Genomic DNA, 16538 nt, shown 5'->3' on the forward strand with positions numbered 1-16538 from the left:
CTTGTGCGGGGCCGCTCCGCTCAGGAGGCGGCACCCGGCCTGTCCACGAGTTCCACCTGGTCCACGGCGTTGCACCAGCGGCACCGCACCGACTCGATGGTCTCACTGAGCACCTCGCGCTCCTCCACCGTCGGCTCACCGGCCAGATCGAGGTGCACGTACTCGACGACCTTCGAGGCCCGGGTCACGTCGAAGCGGGTGAGGTTGCCGCAGAGGGTGCAGCGCCACCGCGTCGTGTCGGTCGGCAGGGGAACCGTCATCGTGGCTGTTCGCTCTCTTCCGGTGTCGGTGACGCGCCGGGCTCCCCGGGGCGTGTGGCACGTAACCCTACGGCCTGGCGGGTACCCGACGCCCGCGTGTCCACGGCGGCGAGGCGCTATGAGCCCTCGCGCCCGTTACGTCATGCTCTGTGTCCATGATCCGCAACTGGAGCAAGGCGGTCCGCACAACGGTCTCCGCGGTCGGGGCGCTGGCCGGGGCCCGCTCGCCGCGGCGCCGGGCGGCGCCGGTGACGTACACGCTGATCACGCTGTGCTGTCTGCTGTTCCTGATCAGCCCTGCAGCGGGCCTGAACCCGGTGTACGGCACCGGGGAGGAGCTGCTGGCGGCGCAGCGCGCCTACTTCCGGCGCTGGGGCGTGATCCCCGCAGAACTGTTCGAGGACTCCCCCGGATCGGCGCTCACCCCGGCCACGGCGCTGTTCGTCCACGGCAGCTGGGTGCACCTGCTGGGCAACATGCTCTTCCTCTACGTCTTCGGCGCGATGACCGAGGAACGGATGGGCCGGCTCCAGTTCGCCCTGTTCTACCTCGGCTGCGGCTACCTGGCCCTGCTGGGCTACGCGGGCGCCAACGCCCACTCCCAGGAGTCCCTGGTCGGCGCCTCCGGGGCGATCTCCGCGGTGCTCGGCGCGTTCCTGTTCCTCTTCCCGCGGGCCCGCGTGACCAGCCTCCTGCCCTTCCTCTTCTTCCTGCCGCTGCGCTTCCCGGCCTGGGTCGTGCTGCCGTTCTGGGTGACCCTTCAGTGGCTGGCGGCGGGGCGGGCCGGGGACGGGCCGGGGGTGGCGTACCTCGCGCACCTGGTGGGCTTCGGGCTGGGCTTCGCCTTCGCCTGGGTGCGGTTCGGACGTGGGACTAGAGTTGGTGGCGTTCCAGTGGCGGCGCCCGAGGGAGAGAACCAGCCGTGATCAGCGCGATCGTCCTCATCAAGACCAGCGTGGACCGCATTCCCGAGATCGCGGAGCAGATCGCCGCGCTGGAGAGCGTCAGCGAGGTCTTCTCCGTGACCGGCACCTACGACCTGATCGCCATGGTGCGGGTGAGCAAGCACGAGGACCTGGCCGAGGTCATCCCCGGCCGGATCAGCAAGATCCCGGGCGTGGAGGGCACCGACACCCACGTGGCCTTCCGCACCTACTCCCAGCACGACCTGGAAGCGGCGTTCGCGATCGGCCTGGACAACTGAGACGCGCCCCCGAAGGGGCGCGGGGCTGTATCGATGTGCGGCTCCGCCGCGTGGGCGCGACCAGTCACGACGGCGCCGCAGACGACCGACGAGCCGGGCCCCGGATGAAGAGTTCTTCACCCGCTGCTCATCCGGCCCGCCGGAATCCTCGCCCAGAATCCCAGGCATGGTCTTCTCCCGCCGCATGGCGGCCCTCGCGGCCGTCGTCCTGATCCCCCTCGGCATCGCCGCGACCAGTTTCGCCCTGACCGACAGCCCGCAGGAGCCCAGGGTCCCGGCCAAGGTGGAGCTGGAGAGCGGCTCCCCCACCCCGAAGCCGGCCTCCTCCTCGCCCGAGCCGACGCCCAGCGACCAGGTGGTGACGCGGCCGCCGGTCACCGACGGCCCTTCGGATGACGACGATGACGACGACCGGGGCGGCGACACCGACGACGGACCCGGCGACGGGTGAGCGCGAGCGCCGCCGGGTCTCGGCCCGGGTCCGCATCCTGCTGTGGCTGCTGCTCGTGATGGCCGTCGCGCTGGCCTCGGTGGCGGCGACCACCCGCTCGATCCTGCTGCGCGACACCGACCAGCGGATCAACGGCCTGCTCGCGCAGGAGGCGGGCGAGTTCGCCAACTTCGAGGAACAGGGCTTCGATCCGGAGACCGGCCGCCCCTTCACCGACCCGGGCCGGCTGCTGCGGGTCTTCCTGGAGCGGCAGTACGCCGACCTGGACGAGGAACTGGTCGGCCTGGTCGGCGAGGTGGGCAGCAGGCCCACCCAGATCATCCAGCAGCGCGAGATCCCGGTCGGCCGGCCCCTGCACGAGGACGCCGACGCCCGGCGCCGCATCTACGCCTCCCCCGACCCCACCGGCGTCCTGGACCGGCCCGAGGGCGAGATCCGCTGGGCCAAGGTCACCGTGGCCCGCTACGGCGGTGAACCGGCGGCCGCCTTCGTGGTCGCCTTCCACCCGGGGCGCGAACAGGCGCGCGCGGACGAGGTGTTCCGCGTCCTGCTCGCCATCTCCGGCGTCGCCCTGCTGATGACGACCGGCATCGCCTGGGTGGTCGCGGGCCGCATCCTGAAACCGGTGCGGCTGGTGCGCACGACCGCGGCCCAGCTCACCGAGCAGGACCTGACCCGGCGCATCCCGGTGCACGGCCACGACGACGTGGCGGCGCTCGCCGAGACGTTCAACGCCATGCTGGACCGCCTGGAGCGCGCCTTCGCCACCCAGCGCCGGTTCGTCGACGACGCGGGCCACGAGCTGCGCACGCCGATCACCATCGTGCGCGGCCACCTGGAGCTGATGGGCGACGATCCCGCGGAGCGCGAGGAGACCGTCCGCCTCGTCACCGACGAACTCGACCGGATGAGCCGCATCGTCGAGGACCTGCTGCTGCTCGCCAAGGCCGAACGCCCCGATTTCGTCACCCCCGAACCGGTGCAGCTGGCCGAACTCACCGCCGACGTCTACGTCAAGGCCCGCACCCTGGGCGACCGGGAGTGGGTGCTGGACTCGGTCGCCGACCGCGAGGCCCACCTCGACCCGCAGCGGATCACCCAGGCCTTGGTGCAGCTCGCGCAGAACGCCGTGCAGCACACCACCACCGGCCAGCGGGTCCGCATAGGCTCCCGCGCCGACGGCCCGCGCGTCGAGCTGTACGTCGCCGACTCCGGCCCCGGCGTCCAGCCGCAGGACGCCGAGGTGATCTTCGAGCGGTTCCGGCGCGGCACGGCCCGGCGCGGGGTGCGCGGCACGGGCGCCGGGCTCGGGCTGTCGATCGTCCGGGCGATCGCCGAGGGCCACGGCGGCCGGGTCGACCTGCGCACCACCGAGGGCGGCGGCGCCACCTTCGTACTCACACTGGACTGACCCCGAAGAAGAGGCTCCCATGAACCGCATCCTCATCGTCGAGGACGAGGAGCGCATCGCCTCCTTCGTCGAGAAGGGCCTGCGCGCCAACGGCTTCACCACCACCGCGGTCGCCGACGGCGACGCCGCCTACGAGTACGCCCTCACCGGGGGCTTCGACCTCGTCGTCCTGGACATCGGGCTGCCCGGCCGGGACGGCTTCACGGTCCTGCGGGAGCTGCGTGAGGCCCGGGTGACCACCCCGGTGATCGTGCTGACCGCCCGGGACTCGGTACGGGACACGGTGGCCGGTCTGGAGGGCGGCGCCGACGACTGGATGACCAAGCCGTTCCGCTTCGAGGAACTGCTCGCCCGGGTGCGGCTGCGCCTGCGCACGGCGGCCAGGGCGCCGGAGGTGACGGTGCTGAGGTCGGGGTCGCTCAGCCTCGACCTGCGCACCCGCCGGGCCCGCGCCCAGGGCCGCACGGTGGACCTGACGGCCCGTGAGTTCGTGCTCCTGGAGCTGTTCCTGCGCCACCCGGGGCAGGTGCTGTCCCGCGAGCAGATCCTGTCGCACGTGTGGGGCTACGACTTCGACCCGGGCTCCAACATCGTGGACGTGTACGTGCGGGCCCTGCGCAAGAAGCTCGGCGCCCAGCAGGTGGAGACCGTGCGCGGGATGGGCTACCGGCTGCCGACCTGGTGAAGTTCCCTTCATGTGACCCTCATTGAGGGCTCACCGCGCCCGTGGACGCTCGAGGCGTGACGTCGAACCTCCGCCTCGCGGCGGCCCTGTGCGTGGCGCTGTCCCTGTGCGCGCTGCTGGCGGTCCCCGCCAACTTCCCCGCCCTGGGCGGTGACGCGCGCCTCACCCTCGCCGTGTTCGCGCTGGCCACCTGCGCCTGGATCGGTACGCCGGTCGACGACACGTACATCGCGCTGGGTGCCGGGCTGGCGCTGACCGCGACCGGCGTCATCAGCAGCGACACCCTCTTCGGCACCCTGGGCGACGCCACCGTGTGGCTGCTGATCTGCGCGTTCGTGCTGGCCGCCGCGGTCGCCCGGACGGGGCTCGCGGGGCGGGCGGCGGCGTTCCTGGTGGGCGGGGCGCGCACGGTGCGGCAGTTGGCGCACCTGACGACGGCCGCGCTGGTCGTCACCGCCTTCGCGGTGCCGGCCACCTCGGGCCGGGCGGCGCTCGCGCTACCGGTGTTCCTCGCCCTCGCCAAGGCGCTCGCCGACCGGAAGCGACTGGTCGTGATGCTGGCGCTGCTGTTCCCGACCGTGATCCTGCTGTCCGCGGTGGCGACCCTGATCGGTGCGGGTGCACATCTGATCACGGTGTCGGTGCTGTGGGAGGCGACCGGGGACCGGATCGGCTTCACCCAGTGGCTGCTGCTCGGCCTGCCGCTGGCGGTCGCCTCCTCCCACCTCGCCGCCGAGACGGTCCTGCTGACGACCACGCGGCGCGCGGACCGCGCGGGCCCGGTCCGGATCACCGCCGAGGAGATGCAGCGGCACAGCGAGAGCCCGGTCACCGGCCCGTGGACGCAGCCGGAGAAGCGCTGCGCGCTGCTGCTGGCCACGGTGGTGGCCCTGTGGTGCGGCGAGCCCCTGCACCAGGTCTCCCCCGCCGTCGTGGCGCTGATCGGCACGGTCGTCGCCTCCTCCCCCGCGCTGGGCACCGTACGGCTCAAGGACGCGCTGAAGACCGTCCCCTGGTCGCTGCTGCTGTTCATGGCGGCCACGATGGCGATGGGCGTCGCGCTGGCCGACTCCGGTGCCGCGAAGTGGCTGGTGTCGGGGCTGCCCGCGGACGTCGCCCCGGGTGTCTTCCTCGGCGTGGTGGTCGCGGTGAGTACGGCGGCCCACCTGGTCCTGCAGTCCCGTTCGGCCCGCTCCTCCGTCCTGGTCCCGCTGGTGATCGCGGCGGCCGTCGGCGCCGGGGTCAACCCGGTCGCCGCCGCGCTCGCCTCCACGGCGGCGGCCGGGTTCTGCCACACGCTGCCGGCCTCCGCCAAGCCGGTCACGCTCTTCTCCGACGTGCCCGGCGTCCCCACCTACACCCCGCGCGACCTGCTGCGGCTGTCCGCCGTCCTGGCGCCGCTGACCGCCCTGCTCGTGCTGTTCTTCGCCGCCGCGGTCTGGCCGCTGCTCGGCGTGCCCGTGACCCGCTGAAGGAGCCGTCCGTGTCTTCTCCGTCCGTGTCCTCTCCCTCCCGTGTACTGAGCCGTGTCGTCGTCGCGCCCAGCGGCTTCAAGGAGTCCCTGTCCGCCCAGGCCGCCGCCGACGCCATCGCGGCGGGCGTCCGCCGGGTGCTGCCGGACGCCGAGATCGACCGGATCCCCCTGGTCGACGGCGGCGAGGGCACCGCCGTGGCGCTGGCCTCGGCGACCGGCGGGCGGCTGGTCGCGCTGGCCGCCACCGGGCCGGTCGGCGACCGGGTCGGCACCCACTTCGCGCTGCTCGGCGCCCGGGACACGGCGGTGGTGGAGATGGCGGCCGTCGCGGGCCTGTCCCTGGTTCCCCGCGCCCTGCGCGACCCCGGCGTCACAACCACGTACGGCGTCGGCGAGCTGGTCCGCGCCGCGCTGGACACCGGGGTGCGGCGCGTCCTGGTCGGCTGCGGCGACTCGGGCACGTCCGACGGGGGCGCGGGCGCGCTCCAGGCGCTCGGGGCCCGGCTGCTGGACGCGGACGGCTTCGAACTGGCGCCCGGCGGACGGGAGCTGAACCGCCTCGTCCGCATCGACCCGTCCGGTCTGGACGTCCGGCTGAGGGACACCGAGCTGCTGGTCGCCTGCAACCCGTACAACGTGCTGTGCGGACAGCGGGGCGTGGCCCGGGTGTTCGGACCGCAGAAGGGGGCGACGCCCGCGCAGGTCGAGGAGTTGTCGGCCGGGCTGGAGAACTGGGCGCGCGTCCTCACCCGCGACCTCGGTGTCGTCGACACCGACCTGCGTACGGGTGCGGGCACCGGCGCCTCCGGCGGTCTCGGCGCGGGTCTCGCCGCGGTCGGCGCCCGGCTGCTGCCCCGCTTCGACCTGCTCCTGGACCATGTGGACCTGGACGCCCGCCTCGCCCGCGCCGACCTGGTGCTCACCGCCGAGGGCGCCCTGGACCACCAGACGCCGCGCGGCAAGGTCCCGGCCGAGGTGGCCCGCCGCGCCAAGCTCTCCGGCCGGCCCGTGATCGCCCTGGCCGGCACGCTCGGCGAGGGCGCGCACGAGGTGCCGGGGGTGGACGCCTGCCACGGGATCATGCCGGCGCCGATGGCCCTGGCGGACGCGCTGGTGCGCGCCTCCGAACTCCTCACGGACGCCACGGAGCGGGCGTTGCGGATGGTCGTGCTGGGGTCGCGGCTGCCGGGCCGGGCGGCTCAGGCGCCGGTACCGGCCGCTGGGGCGGGAGCGGCTGAGGTGGTGTCGGGCACGCAGCGCCCGTCCTCGGTGCGGTAGTTCCACCGGGCGCCGTCGCTCACCAGTTCCCTGACGGCGTCCACGAACCGCTCGACGTGCTCGTCCGGGGTGCCCGCGCCGAAGCTGACGCGGATGGCGTTGAGGGACTTCTCGCCGGGCGCCGCCTCCGGCGCCCCGCACTCGCCCTGCGTCTGGGGGTCGCTGCCGAGCAGGGTGCGCACCAGCGGGTGGGCGCAGAACAGGCCGTCGCGCACCCCGATGCCGTACTCGGCGGAGAGCGCGGCGGCGAAGTGGGAGCTGTTCCAGCCCTCGACGACGAAGGAGAGGACGCCGACCCGGGGCGCGTCGTCCCCGAACAGGGACAGGATCCGCACCTCGGGCACCTCGGCCAGGCCCTCGCGCACCTTGCCGATCAGGTACTCCTCGCGGGCGACCAGCGTGTCGAACCCGGCCTCGGTGAGCGCCTTGCAGGCGGAGGCGATCGCGTAGGCGCCGATGACGTTGGGCGACCCGGCCTCGTGCCGCGCGGCGCTGTCGTGCCACCGCACGTCCACGCCGCCGTCCGCGCGCCGGGAGACGCTGCGGCTGGCACCGCCGCCGGCCAGGTACGGCTCGGCCTCGCGCAGCCAGTCGGCCCGCCCGGCCAGCACGCCGGAGCCGAAGGGCGCGTACAGCTTGTGCCCGGAGAAGGCGACCCAGTCCACGTCCAGGCCGGCCACCGACACCGGGTGGTGCGGGGCGAGCTGGGCGGCGTCCAGCACGATCCGGGCGCCGTGCGCGTGGGCGGCGGCGGCCAGTTCCCGCACCGGCCACAGCTCGCCGGTGACGTTGGAGGCGCCGGTGACGCAGACCAGGGCGGGCCCGTACGGCTCGCGGGCGGCGAGGGCCCGCTCCAGGGTCTCGACGGCCTGCGCGGGGGTGCGCGGGGCGTCGAGGTAGGTCACGTCGGCGTTCCGCCAGGGCAGCAGCGAGGCGTGGTGCTCGGTCTCGAAGACGAAGACCCGGCAGTGGGCGGGCAGCGCGGCGGCGAGCAGGTTCAGGGAGTCGGTGGTGGACCGGGTGAAGACCACCTGGTCCTCGTCCCGGCAGCCGAGGAACTCGGCGACGGTCCTGCGGGCGTTCTCGAACAGGTCGGTCGACAGCTGCGAGAGGTACCCGGCGCCCCGGTGGACGCTGCCGTAGTACGGGGCGTAGGCGGCCACGTCGTCCCAGACCCGCTGGAGCGCGGGCGCGCTGGCGGCGTAGTCGAGCGCGGCGTAGGTGACCTCCCCGCCGGTGACGAGCGGCACGGTGACGTCGCGGCCGAGGACGGGCAGCGGGGTGGCGACAGCGGTGGGTACGGACATGACGGACTCCCGTGAGGACCAGCGCGCAGCAGGCGCTGTGAAGTGAAGTGAGAAACGGCGTGCGGAGGCGGGGCTCTGCGCCCTATCGCATTCGCTGGTTCACGGGGGACTCCCTCAAACGACCCAGGACCCCTGGTTTCGCGAGGGGTCCGCGCTTGCCGTGGACCTTGCTGTCCACGACCTGGTCTTCACCCGGGGCACCCCGCCACGGACGGAGGGTTGCCGGACAGTCGGCCGGGGCCTCTTGACTGTCACTCATGACCTGTCGAAAAACCTAGGGGAAAGGATCGGCGCCCCGCAACCCGAGTCCGGATCGCGGGACGCACGTCACACACGGGGGCCGCTACGCGTGGCTCGCGGCCACCCAGCGGTCCAGGACGCCCTTGGCGGCGCCCGAGTCGATCGCCTCGGCCGCCCGCTCCATCCCGGCCCGCAGCTGCGCCGCCAGGGGCTCCTCGCCGGGGCTCAGGGCGACCAGGGCCGCCGCCGAGTTCAGCAGGACCGCGTCCCGTACCGGACCCGTCTCGCCGGCCAGCAGGCGGCGGGCGACATCGGCGTTGTAGGAGGCGTCGGCGCCGCGCAGCGCCTCGACCGGCACCAGCTCGATGCCGACGTCCCGCGGGTCGAAGGTCTCCTCGGTCACGCGGCCGTCGCGCACGGTCCAGACCCGGGACGTGGCGGTGGTCGTCAGCTCGTCGAGGCCGTCGTCGCCGCGGAAGACCAGGGACGAGTGGCCGCGCTCGGCGAAGACACCGGCGATGATCGGCGCCATCCGGGCGTGGGCGACCCCGATCGCCTGGGCCTTCACCCGGGCGGGGTTGGTCAGCGGGCCCAGGAAGTTGAACACCGTGCGGATGCCGAGCTGACCGCGGGCCGCCGCCACGTGGCGCAGCGCCGGATGGAACTTCACCGCGAAGCAGAAGGTGATGCCGGCTTCCTCGGCGACCTCCGCCACCCGCTTCGGCGTCAGCTCCAGGTTGACGCCGAGCTTCTCCAGGACGTCGGAGGCCCCGGACGCCGAGGAGGCGGCCCGGTTGCCGTGCTTGACGACCTTCGCCCCCGTGCCGGCCACGACGATCGCCGACATGGTGGAGATGTTGACCGTCTTGGCGCCGTCGCCGCCGGTGCCGACGATGTCGACGGTCTCCCCCGGCACCTCGATCACGTTGGCGTGCTCGTACATGGTGCGGACGAGCCCCGAGATCTCCTCGACGGTCTCGCCCTTGAACCGCAGGCCCACCGCGAAGGCGGCGATCTGTGCGTCGGTCGCCTCACCGCGCATGATCACGTCCAGCGCCCAGGCGGTGTCGTCCGCGCTCAGATCGCGGCCGTCCAGCAGTCCGTTCAGCAGGGCGGGCCAGGAGCGGTCCGCCGTGGTGTCGCCTCCAGCGGGGGTCACAGCGCTCATAGCCGCTCCTGAATCGTGTGTCGTCGACGGAATCGTGTTCCCACCCTATCCAGCCCCGGGCACGGCGAAGGGCCCCGTCCGCAGAACGGAACGGGGCCCTTCGACCGTGGTGTGGCGACGCTGGAGGGTCAGTGGTGGCCGTGGCCGCTCGTGATCTCCTTGTACTCCTCGACGGTCGGCTTCGGAATCTGCGACTCCTCGCCGTAGTAGGCCTCGCTGAGCTTGGCGCGGAGCTTCTGCGTGCCCGTCGCCCTGCGCTCGACGCCGTTCTCGTCGACCGTCGGGCCGATCTCGGCCGGCTTGTACTGCTCGTGCGCCGTGAGCGTGTGCAGCTGCTCCTGGCTGAGCGGCTCGTGCACCTCGATGAACTCACCGTGCGGCAGGCGCTTGATGATGCCGGACTCGCGTCCGTGCAGCACCTTGTCCTTGTCCCGGCGCTGGAGGCCGAGGCAGATCCGCTTGGTGGCGATGAAGGCGACGACCGGGCCGACGAAGAACGCGATGCGGACGAACCAGGTGATCGCGTTGATCGACAGGTGGAAGTGGGTGGCCCACAGGTCGTTGCCGCCACCGATCAGCAGCACGAAGTAGACCGTCAGCCAGGCGACACCGAAGGCCGTACGGGTCGGGGCGTTGCGCGGGCGGTCCAGGATGTGGTGCTCGCGCTTGTCGCCGGTGACCCAGGACTCGATGAACGGGTAGACCGCGATCGCCGCCAGGACCAGCGGGAAGATGATCAGCGGGATCAGCACGCCGAGGACGAGTGTGTGACCCCAGAAGTTGATCTCCCAGCCAGGCATCACACGGATCAGGCCCTCGGAGAAGCCCATGTACCAGTCCGGCTGGGCGCCGGTGGAGACCTGGTCGGGGCGGTACGGGCCGATGGCCCAGATCGGGTTGATCGTGGCGATGGCCGACACGACGGCGATCACACCGAAGACCAGGAAGAAGAAGCCTCCGGCCTTCGCCGTGTAGACCGGCAGCAGCGGCATGCCGACGACGTTCTTGTTGGTCTTGCCGGGACCCGCGAACTGCGTGTGCTTGTGGTAGAAGACCAGGATCAGGTGGCCCACCAGCAGGCCGAGCATGATGCCCGGCAGCAGCAGGATGTGGATCGAGTAGAACCGGGACACGAAGTCGTGGCCGGGGAACTCCCCGCCGAAGAGGAAGAACGAGATGTACGTGCCGACGATCGGCACGGACAGGATCGCGCCCTCCATGAAGCGGATGCCGGTGCCCGAGAGCAGGTCGTCCGGGAGCGAGTAGCCGGTGAAACCGGTGAACATGCCGAGGACGAGCAGCAGGAAGCCGAACAGCCAGTTGACCTCGCGCGGCTTGCGGAACGCGCCGGTGAAGAAGACGCGCATCATGTGCACGAACATGCCGGCCAGGAAGATCAGCGCGGCCCAGTGGTGGATCTGCCGGATCAGCAGACCGCCGCGGACGTCGAAGCTGATGTCCAGAGTGGAGGCGTACGCCTCACTCATCATCTGGCCCTGCAGCGGCACGTACGAGCCGTGGTACTCGACCTCGGCCATCGACGGGTGGAAGAACAGCGTCAGGTACACACCCGTGAGGATGATGATGATGAAGCTGTAGAGGCAGACCTCACCCAGCATGAACGACCAGTGGTCGGGGAAGATCTTGCGCATGTTGGCCTTGGCCAGGGAGTAGATCCCCAGCCGGCCGTCGGCCCAGTCGGCGACGCGCTCGCCGGCCGGTGCCTTCCCGCGTGAGCGGGGCGCTTCGTTGGCTGCAGTACTCATCCGCGCTCCCAGAAAGCAGGACCGACGGGCTCTTCGAAGTCGCCGAGCGCTTCGAGGTAACCCTCGTCGTTCACGCCGATGCGCAGCTGCGGCAGGGCGTGACCGGCGGGACCGAAGATGACCCGGGCGCCGTCGGCAAGGTCGAAGGTGGACTGGTGGCAGGGGCAGAGCGCGTGGTGCGTCTGCTGCTCGTACAGGGAGATCGGGCAACCGACGTGGGTGCAGATCTTCGAGTACGCCACGATGCCCTCGTGCGACCACTCGAGCTCGCGCTTGTCCTTGATGGCCTCCGGCTCCAGCCGGATGATCATCAGGGCCGCCTTGGCGATCTCGTTCTGGAAGTCCTCGTCGTGCTCCTCCAGGCCCTCGGGCATGGCGAAGGTGAGCGAACCCACCGCGACGTCGGAGGGACGCAGCGGCTCGTTGGTGTTCATGTTGACGAGGAGCTTGCCCTTGGACCACAGGGTGTGGCGGAGCTTGGTCCCGGGCAGCGGGCCGAGGTCGCGCAGCAGGACGACGCCGGAGAGCGGCACCAGGGTGAGCGCGCCCAGCATCGTGTTGCGGATCAGCTTGCGGCGCCCGATCACGGACTCCTTGGCGCCCTGCTTGAAGTCCGCGTGGACCTTGGCACGGACCTCGGGGGACGCCTCGATCGGGTGACGCTCGTCGGCGACCTCCTCGTCGGACATCAGGGTGCGGGCCCAGTGGACCGCGCCGGCGCCGATGGCGAACAGCGCGACGCCGAGCGTCATGCCGAGCGCGAAGTTCAGCGCACTGATGTGACCGAGCGGGAAGATGTAGACCGACTTGTCGACCGGGATCGCCACGAACGAGGCGATGAAGCCGATGGTGGCCAGCATCGACAGCGTGAACAGCAGGGCGACCGTGCGCTCGGACCGCTTGGCGGCCCGCTCGTCGACGTCCTGGACCCGCGGCTCGTGGGGCGGCAGTCCCGGGTCGGCGAACGGGTTGGTCTCGTCCGCGGGCCGGGCGGCCGCGCCGTGCGGGCGGTCCTGCTCTGCCGGCAGGTTCGTTTCTGGAATGTCTTGGCTACTCATGACTTCTTGGCCTTTGCGGTCCGAGCGGCGACCCAGACGGCGACGGCGATCAGCACGCCCAGTCCGAACACCCAGGCGAACAGACCCTCACTGACCGGGCCGAGTCCGCCGAGGCTGAGACCACCGGGGCTCTCGGTGTCGTCACCGTTGACCGCGTCCAGGTAGGCGATGATGTCCTTCTTGTTCTGCTCCGACAGGGTGGTGTCGGGGAAGGAGGGCATGTTCTGCGGGCCGGTCTGCATGGCCTCGTAGATGTGCTTCGGGTCGACACCCTCGAGGCTCGGCGCGTACTTGCCGTGCGTCAGGGCGCCACCCTTGCCGGTGAAGTTGTGGCACTGCGCGCAGTTGGTGCGGAACAGCTCACCACCCTTGGCGATGTCCGCGCCCTCGGGGCCGTACTTCTCCTCCGAGGGGATGGCCGGACCGGCGCCCAGCGACGCGATGTAGGCCGCGAGCTGGTCGATCTCCGCCTGGGAGTAGATGACCTTCTTCTTCGGGACCTGCGCGCCGGGCTGCTGGGCGGGCATACGGCCGGTGCCCACCTGGAAGTCGACGGCCGCGGCGCCTACGCCGACCAGGCTCGGACCGTCGCTGGTGCCCTGCCCTCCGGTGCCGTGGCAACTGGCACAGCCGACGGCGTAGAGCTTCTTGCCCTCGTCGATGGCGAGGGACTGGGCGGATTCATCGGCCTGCGCCTTGCTCGCGGGTGCGAACGCGGCGTACAGCCCCCCTGTGCATGCCAGCGCGAGGAGTAGGACGACGAGGGCCGCCAGCGGATGGCGTCGTCGTGCGGAGAGCTTTTTCACGGATTACCCCGGTGTCAGGATCTTCTGCGTCGATGCTTCTGGTATTGCGCGGGTGCGTGCCGCGACTACTTGATCAGGTAGATCGTGGCGAACAGGCCGATCCAGACCACATCGACGAAGTGCCAGTAGTAGGACACGACGATGGCGGCGGTCGCCTGCTCGTGTGTGAACCTCCGGGCCGCGTAGGTGCGGCCGAGGACCAGCAGGAAGGCGATGAGGCCGCCCGTCACGTGCAGTCCGTGGAAGCCGGTGGTCAGGTAGAACGCCGAGCCGTACGGGTCCGACGAGAGCGAGATGCCCTCGTGCTTGACCAGCTCGGTGTACTCGAACACCTGACCGCCGATGAAGATCGCACCCATCACGAAGGTGACGATGAACCACATCCGGAGCTTCTTCACGTCACCGCGCTCGGCCGCGAACACGCCGAGCTGGCAGGTGAGGGAGGAGAGCACCAGGATCGTGGTGTTCGTCGCGGAGAACGGGATGTTCAGCGCGTCGGCCTTCTCGGACCAGAAGTCCGGGCCGGTCACCGATCGCAGGGTGAAGTACATCGCGAAGAGGGCCGCGAAGAACATCAGCTCGGAACTCAACCAGATGATGGTTCCGACGCTGGTGAGGTTCGGCCGGTTGACCGACGGGTGCGCGTGCCCGGTTTCTACTGTCGTTGCTGTCGCCACGACCGACATTATGTCGGTCGCTTATCCCGCCCTCACCCCGGGGGGTGCCGTTCGGTGTGTTCCCCCTGCTTGTACGGCCCGGATGGCCCATCGAACGGCCCGTCGAAGCCCTGTCCGAACCAGTGCTGACGGGACGTTCGAGGGAGTAGCATCCGCCCCAACGGGCTACGACAGCCTTCACCGGTCTCACCGCGTATCGGAGGAAGCATGCAGGCGACCGCCACGGTGCTGGTCTACAGCGACGACTCCAACACCCGCGAACAGGTGCGGCTCGCGACCGGCCGCCGGCCGGCTCCGGACGTGCCCGTCGTCGAGTTCGTGGAGTGCGCCACCCCGGCCGCCGTGCTCAAGGAGCTGGACAAGGGCGGGATCGACGTCTGCGTGCTGGACGGTGAGGCGGTGCCCATGGGCGGCATGGGCATGTGCCGCCAGATCAAGGACGAGGTCTTCCAGTGCCCGCCGGTGCTGCTGCTCATCGCACGGCCGCAGGACGCGTGGCTGGCCACGTGGAGCCGGGCGGAGGCTGCTGTGACGCTGCCGGTGGAGCCGGTGGAGTTCGCGTCCGCGCTGGCCGCGCTGCTGCGGGAGAAGCGGCTGCAGGGGGTTTAGGGGCGCCTTCCGGCTCGGGGGTGCGGGTCGTTGTGGCAGGTGCCGCGCCGTCGTGGCTGGTCGCGCCCACGCGGCGGAGCCGCACATCGATACGGCCCCGCGCCCCTTTGGGGCGCTACACCACCGTCGGCCGCAGTCTTGCCGTGTCCTGATTGTTCGACGCCCCGGTGCCGCCCGTCAGGGCGCTGCCGGTGCGCCATTTCGCCCAGTCCATGTTCCAGTCGCCGAAGCCGTTGCCGAAGGGTTCCATCGTTTCGCCGTCGGAGTTGACGACCTGGACGAGGTCGCCCTCCTGGACCGCGTTGAAGAACCACTCCGCGTTGTCGGTGCTCATGCCGACGCAGCCGTGGCTGACGTTGGCGATGCCCTGGGAGCCGACGGACCAGGGGGCGGCGTGCACGTACTCGCCGCTCCAGGTCACGCGGGTGGCCCAGTAGACCGGCAGGTCGTACGCCTCCGACGAGCCCTCGGCGATGCCGACGGTGGTGCTGCGCATGCGTACGAAGGATTCCTTGCCGAGGACGACCTTGACGCCGTTGCGGGTCTCGAAGCCGGGCTTGCCGGTGGTGACCGGGATCTCCTTGATCGCCTCGCCGTCCTGGTAGACGGTCAGCGTGTGCGCGGAGGCGTCGGTGACGGCCACGACGCGGTCGTCCGTGGTGATCTTCAGGGGCTTGGCCTTGCCGCCCCACATCCGGTCGCCGATCTTGATGCCGTCCAGGGTGCTGTGGACCTTGATGGTGGCGTGGGCGGGCCAGTACTCCTGGGGCCGGTAGTGGAGCTTCTTGTCGTCCACCCAGTACCAGGCGCCCTGCACCGCCGGGGTGGAGTCGACCTTCAGGGCGCGCTCCACTATGGCCCGCTGCGCCGGGTCCTGGACCGGCTGGCTCAGTTCCGCCGTGACGGGCTGACCGACGCCGTACGCGCCCGCCTTGGGCCCGAAGGCGACGTCCAGGGTCTTCTTCGCGCCGGGCTTGCCGGTCTCGAAGGTGAGCACCTTGCGGCCGGGAGCCCCGTCCCCGTCCTCGGTGCTGACGCGCACCGTGTAGCTGGCGTTGGCCGCCAGCGGGGAGGTGCTGTGCCAGCGGGCGCCGTCGGCGGACAGCTCGCCCGCGACCTGGCGTCCGGTCGCGTCCATGGCCGTGACGTCCGTGATGCGCCCGTCGGCGCCCTCGGCGACCACCTCCAGGGGTTTGTCCGGGTCGGCCTTCTTCCCGGCCTCCGTGGGGCCGTTGAAGGAGATCTGGCCGGCCGCGTCGTAGGGCGTGGCGGACAGCGGGTTGTCGTCGTCACCGAGGCAGGCGGTGCCGCTCGCGCCGAGGGCGATCACCAGCAGGGTGCAGCCGACGACCGTACGCCCCCGCGCCTGGAAGTGAACCGTGATGCTCATGGCCTCACGCTAGGGAGAGACGTCAGCGGCGGCACGGTGGGTAAGCCGGAAGGGTGAGGGGCGGTACGGCAGACGAAGGGGCCCGGACGCTCCTGACGGAGTGTCCGGGCCCCTTGGTGCTCGACGCGTGCTACTGGGTGCGGTTCTCACCGCGGTAGTACTCGAAGACCCAGCCGAACAGGCCGACCAGGAGGACCGGCGCCGAGAAGTACATCACCCACCAGCCGACCGCGATGCCCAGGAAGGCGAGCGCGCCGCCGACGGCGAGCGCGAGCGGCTGCCAGCTGTGCGGGCTGAAGAACCCGACCTCGCCGGCGTCGTCCGCGACGTCCGCCTCCATGTTGTCCTGCGCACCGGCGTCGACCCGCCGCGCCGTGAAGGCGAGGTAGAAGCCGATCATGATGGCCAGGCCGAAGGCCAGGAAGAGCGCCGTGGTACCGGCCGGTTCCTTGGACCAGTAGCCGTAGACAACCGCCACGGCGAGGATGAAGACGCTCAACCAGATGAACATCTTGCCCTGGATCTTCACTTCCCGGCCTCCTTGCCGCCGGCGAGGGCCTTCTCACCGTGGCCGACGTTCTCCAGCTGGTCGATCGCGGAGATCTCGGGGTGGTGCAGGTCGAAGGCCGGGGATTCACTGCGGATGCGCGGCAGCGTGAGGAAGTTGTGCCGCGGCGGCGGGCAGGAGGTCGCCCACTCCAGCGAACGGCCGTAGCCCCACGGGTCGTCCACCTCGATCTTCTTGCCGTACTTG

General features: G+C 71.1%; 17 protein-coding genes, 1 pseudogene and 1 riboswitch. Of the genes and pseudogenes, 8 read left to right on the plus strand and 10 right to left on the minus strand.

What is annotated here, in order from left to right:
• Nucleotides 1-20: 20 nt before the first annotated feature.
• The gene (locus ACZ56V_RS26315; RefSeq protein WP_052841425.1) at nt 21-260 is read right to left on the minus strand and encodes a hypothetical protein; all 240 of its coding nucleotides are present in this window, start codon (nt 258-260) and stop codon (nt 21-23) included.
• 155 nt (nt 261-415) lie between these two features.
• On the opposite strand from ACZ56V_RS26315, the gene ACZ56V_RS26320 reads away from it, so the two are divergent.
• The 7 genes from ACZ56V_RS26320 (at nt 416) to ACZ56V_RS26350 (ending at nt 6763) form a co-directional block, all read left to right on the plus strand.
• Nucleotides 416-1186 (plus strand): rhomboid family intramembrane serine protease, encoded by a 771-nt coding sequence (locus tag ACZ56V_RS26320; protein WP_398912836.1) that lies wholly within the window; start codon nt 416-418, stop codon nt 1184-1186.
• Nucleotides 1183-1464 (plus strand): Lrp/AsnC family transcriptional regulator, encoded by a 282-nt coding sequence (locus ACZ56V_RS26325; protein ID WP_030186400.1) that lies wholly within the window; start codon nt 1183-1185, stop codon nt 1462-1464. The genes ACZ56V_RS26320 and ACZ56V_RS26325 overlap by 4 nt, the downstream gene beginning before the upstream one ends.
• A 166-nt stretch (nt 1465-1630) precedes the next feature.
• Nucleotides 1631-1915, plus strand: a complete 285-nt coding sequence (locus ACZ56V_RS26330; RefSeq protein ID WP_398912838.1) for a small secreted hydrophilic protein — start codon at nt 1631-1633, stop codon at nt 1913-1915.
• Nucleotides 1916-1973: 58 nt separating this feature from the next.
• Nucleotides 1974-3326, plus strand: a complete 1353-nt coding sequence (locus ACZ56V_RS26335; protein WP_468945679.1) for a sensor histidine kinase — start codon at nt 1974-1976, stop codon at nt 3324-3326.
• Nucleotides 3327-3345: 19 nt separating this feature from the next.
• Nucleotides 3346-4011: a response regulator transcription factor gene (locus tag ACZ56V_RS26340; RefSeq protein WP_398912840.1), complete on the plus strand. Its 666-nt coding sequence runs from the start codon at nt 3346-3348 to the stop codon at nt 4009-4011.
• 56 nt (nt 4012-4067) lie between these two features.
• Entirely contained in the window at nt 4068-5483 is a 1416-nt protein-coding gene (locus ACZ56V_RS26345; RefSeq protein WP_468945653.1) for an SLC13 family permease, read from the plus strand.
• A gap of 11 nt (nt 5484-5494) precedes the next feature.
• Nucleotides 5495-6763: a glycerate kinase gene (locus ACZ56V_RS26350; RefSeq protein ID WP_468945656.1), complete on the plus strand. Its 1269-nt coding sequence runs from the start codon at nt 5495-5497 to the stop codon at nt 6761-6763.
• Here the strand turns inward: ACZ56V_RS26350 and ACZ56V_RS26355 are convergent.
• The 6 genes from ACZ56V_RS26355 to ctaE form a co-directional block, all read right to left on the minus strand.
• Entirely contained in the window at nt 6685-8070 is a 1386-nt protein-coding gene (locus tag ACZ56V_RS26355; RefSeq protein ID WP_356370971.1) for an aminotransferase class V-fold PLP-dependent enzyme, read from the minus strand. The two genes, ACZ56V_RS26350 and ACZ56V_RS26355, sit on opposite strands and share 79 nt — an antisense overlap.
• 146 nt (nt 8071-8216) lie before the next feature.
• Nucleotides 8217-8333: riboswitch (SAM riboswitch) on the minus strand.
• A gap of 80 nt (nt 8334-8413) precedes the next feature.
• A complete protein-coding gene (gene trpD / locus ACZ56V_RS26360; RefSeq protein ID WP_398912846.1) occupies nt 8414-9478 on the minus strand; it encodes an anthranilate phosphoribosyltransferase in 1065 nt (354 codons plus the stop codon).
• A 128-nt stretch (nt 9479-9606) separates the two neighbouring features.
• Nucleotides 9607-11244, minus strand: a complete 1638-nt coding sequence (gene qcrB / locus ACZ56V_RS26365; protein WP_468945660.1) for a cytochrome bc1 complex cytochrome b subunit — start codon at nt 11242-11244, stop codon at nt 9607-9609.
• Nucleotides 11241-12302 carry a cytochrome bc1 complex Rieske iron-sulfur subunit gene (qcrA, locus tag ACZ56V_RS26370; protein ID WP_398912849.1) on the minus strand — a complete coding sequence of 354 codons (1062 nt, stop codon included), beginning with the start codon at nt 12300-12302 and terminating at the stop codon, nt 11241-11243. Before qcrA ends, qcrB begins: the two co-directional genes overlap by 4 nt.
• Nucleotides 12299-13108 carry a cytochrome bc1 complex diheme cytochrome c subunit gene (gene qcrC, locus ACZ56V_RS26375; protein WP_121712751.1) on the minus strand — a complete coding sequence of 270 codons (810 nt, stop codon included), beginning with the start codon at nt 13106-13108 and terminating at the stop codon, nt 12299-12301. The genes qcrA and qcrC overlap by 4 nt, the downstream gene beginning before the upstream one ends.
• Nucleotides 13109-13173: 65 nt before the next feature.
• Nucleotides 13174-13794 (minus strand): aa3-type cytochrome oxidase subunit III, encoded by a 621-nt coding sequence (ctaE, locus tag ACZ56V_RS26380; protein ID WP_003976664.1) that lies wholly within the window; start codon nt 13792-13794, stop codon nt 13174-13176.
• 198 nt (nt 13795-13992) lie between these two features.
• Here ctaE and ACZ56V_RS26385 point away from each other — a divergent pair, with 198 nt between their 5' ends.
• Complete coding sequence (locus ACZ56V_RS26385) at nt 13993-14394, plus strand: response regulator (RefSeq protein WP_356370959.1); 402 nt, start codon at nt 13993-13995, stop codon at nt 14392-14394.
• Nucleotides 14395-14509: 115 nt separating this feature from the next.
• Here the strand turns inward: ACZ56V_RS26385 and ACZ56V_RS26390 are convergent, their stop codons facing one another.
• The 3 genes and pseudogenes from ACZ56V_RS26390 to ACZ56V_RS26400 all read right to left on the minus strand — a co-directional run.
• Nucleotides 14510-15784, minus strand: coding sequence for a L,D-transpeptidase (locus ACZ56V_RS26390; RefSeq protein ID WP_467383092.1), 1275 nt, complete (start codon nt 15782-15784; stop codon nt 14510-14512).
• 130 nt (nt 15785-15914) lie between these two features.
• Nucleotides 15915-16313: a cytochrome c oxidase subunit 4 gene (locus tag ACZ56V_RS26395; RefSeq protein WP_104635850.1), complete on the minus strand. Its 399-nt coding sequence runs from the start codon at nt 16311-16313 to the stop codon at nt 15915-15917.
• Nucleotides 16310-16538: pseudogene (locus tag ACZ56V_RS26400) on the minus strand (aa3-type cytochrome oxidase subunit I); the annotation flags it as partial. The gene ACZ56V_RS26395 and the pseudogene ACZ56V_RS26400, both read right to left, overlap by 4 nt.

It is taken from the genome of Streptomyces sp. NPDC034099 (genome assembly GCF_055575415.1).

Excerpts from the sequence above, each read along its gene's own strand:
- qcrA (WP_398912849.1), bottom strand. The coding sequence starts at position 12,302 with ATGAGTAGCCAAGACATTCCAGAAACGAACCTGCCGGCAGAGCAGGAC.
- ACZ56V_RS26315 (WP_052841425.1), bottom strand. The coding sequence starts at position 260 with ATGACGGTTCCCCTGCCGACCGACACGACGCGGTGGCGCTGCACCCTC.
- ACZ56V_RS26320 (WP_398912836.1), top strand. The coding sequence starts at position 416 with ATGATCCGCAACTGGAGCAAGGCGGTCCGCACAACGGTCTCCGCGGTC.
- ACZ56V_RS26335 (WP_468945679.1), top strand. The coding sequence starts at position 1,974 with ATGGCCGTCGCGCTGGCCTCGGTGGCGGCGACCACCCGCTCGATCCTG.
- ACZ56V_RS26385 (WP_356370959.1), top strand. The coding sequence starts at position 13,993 with ATGCAGGCGACCGCCACGGTGCTGGTCTACAGCGACGACTCCAACACC.
- ACZ56V_RS26390 (WP_467383092.1), bottom strand. The coding sequence starts at position 15,784 with ATGAGCATCACGGTTCACTTCCAGGCGCGGGGGCGTACGGTCGTCGGC.
- trpD (WP_398912846.1), bottom strand. The coding sequence starts at position 9,478 with ATGAGCGCTGTGACCCCCGCTGGAGGCGACACCACGGCGGACCGCTCC.
- ACZ56V_RS26340 (WP_398912840.1), top strand. The coding sequence starts at position 3,346 with ATGAACCGCATCCTCATCGTCGAGGACGAGGAGCGCATCGCCTCCTTC.
- ACZ56V_RS26330 (WP_398912838.1), top strand. The coding sequence starts at position 1,631 with ATGGTCTTCTCCCGCCGCATGGCGGCCCTCGCGGCCGTCGTCCTGATC.
- ctaE (WP_003976664.1), bottom strand. The coding sequence starts at position 13,794 with ATGTCGGTCGTGGCGACAGCAACGACAGTAGAAACCGGGCACGCGCAC.
- ACZ56V_RS26355 (WP_356370971.1), bottom strand. The coding sequence starts at position 8,070 with ATGTCCGTACCCACCGCTGTCGCCACCCCGCTGCCCGTCCTCGGCCGC.
- qcrB (WP_468945660.1), bottom strand. The coding sequence starts at position 11,244 with ATGAGTACTGCAGCCAACGAAGCGCCCCGCTCACGCGGGAAGGCACCG.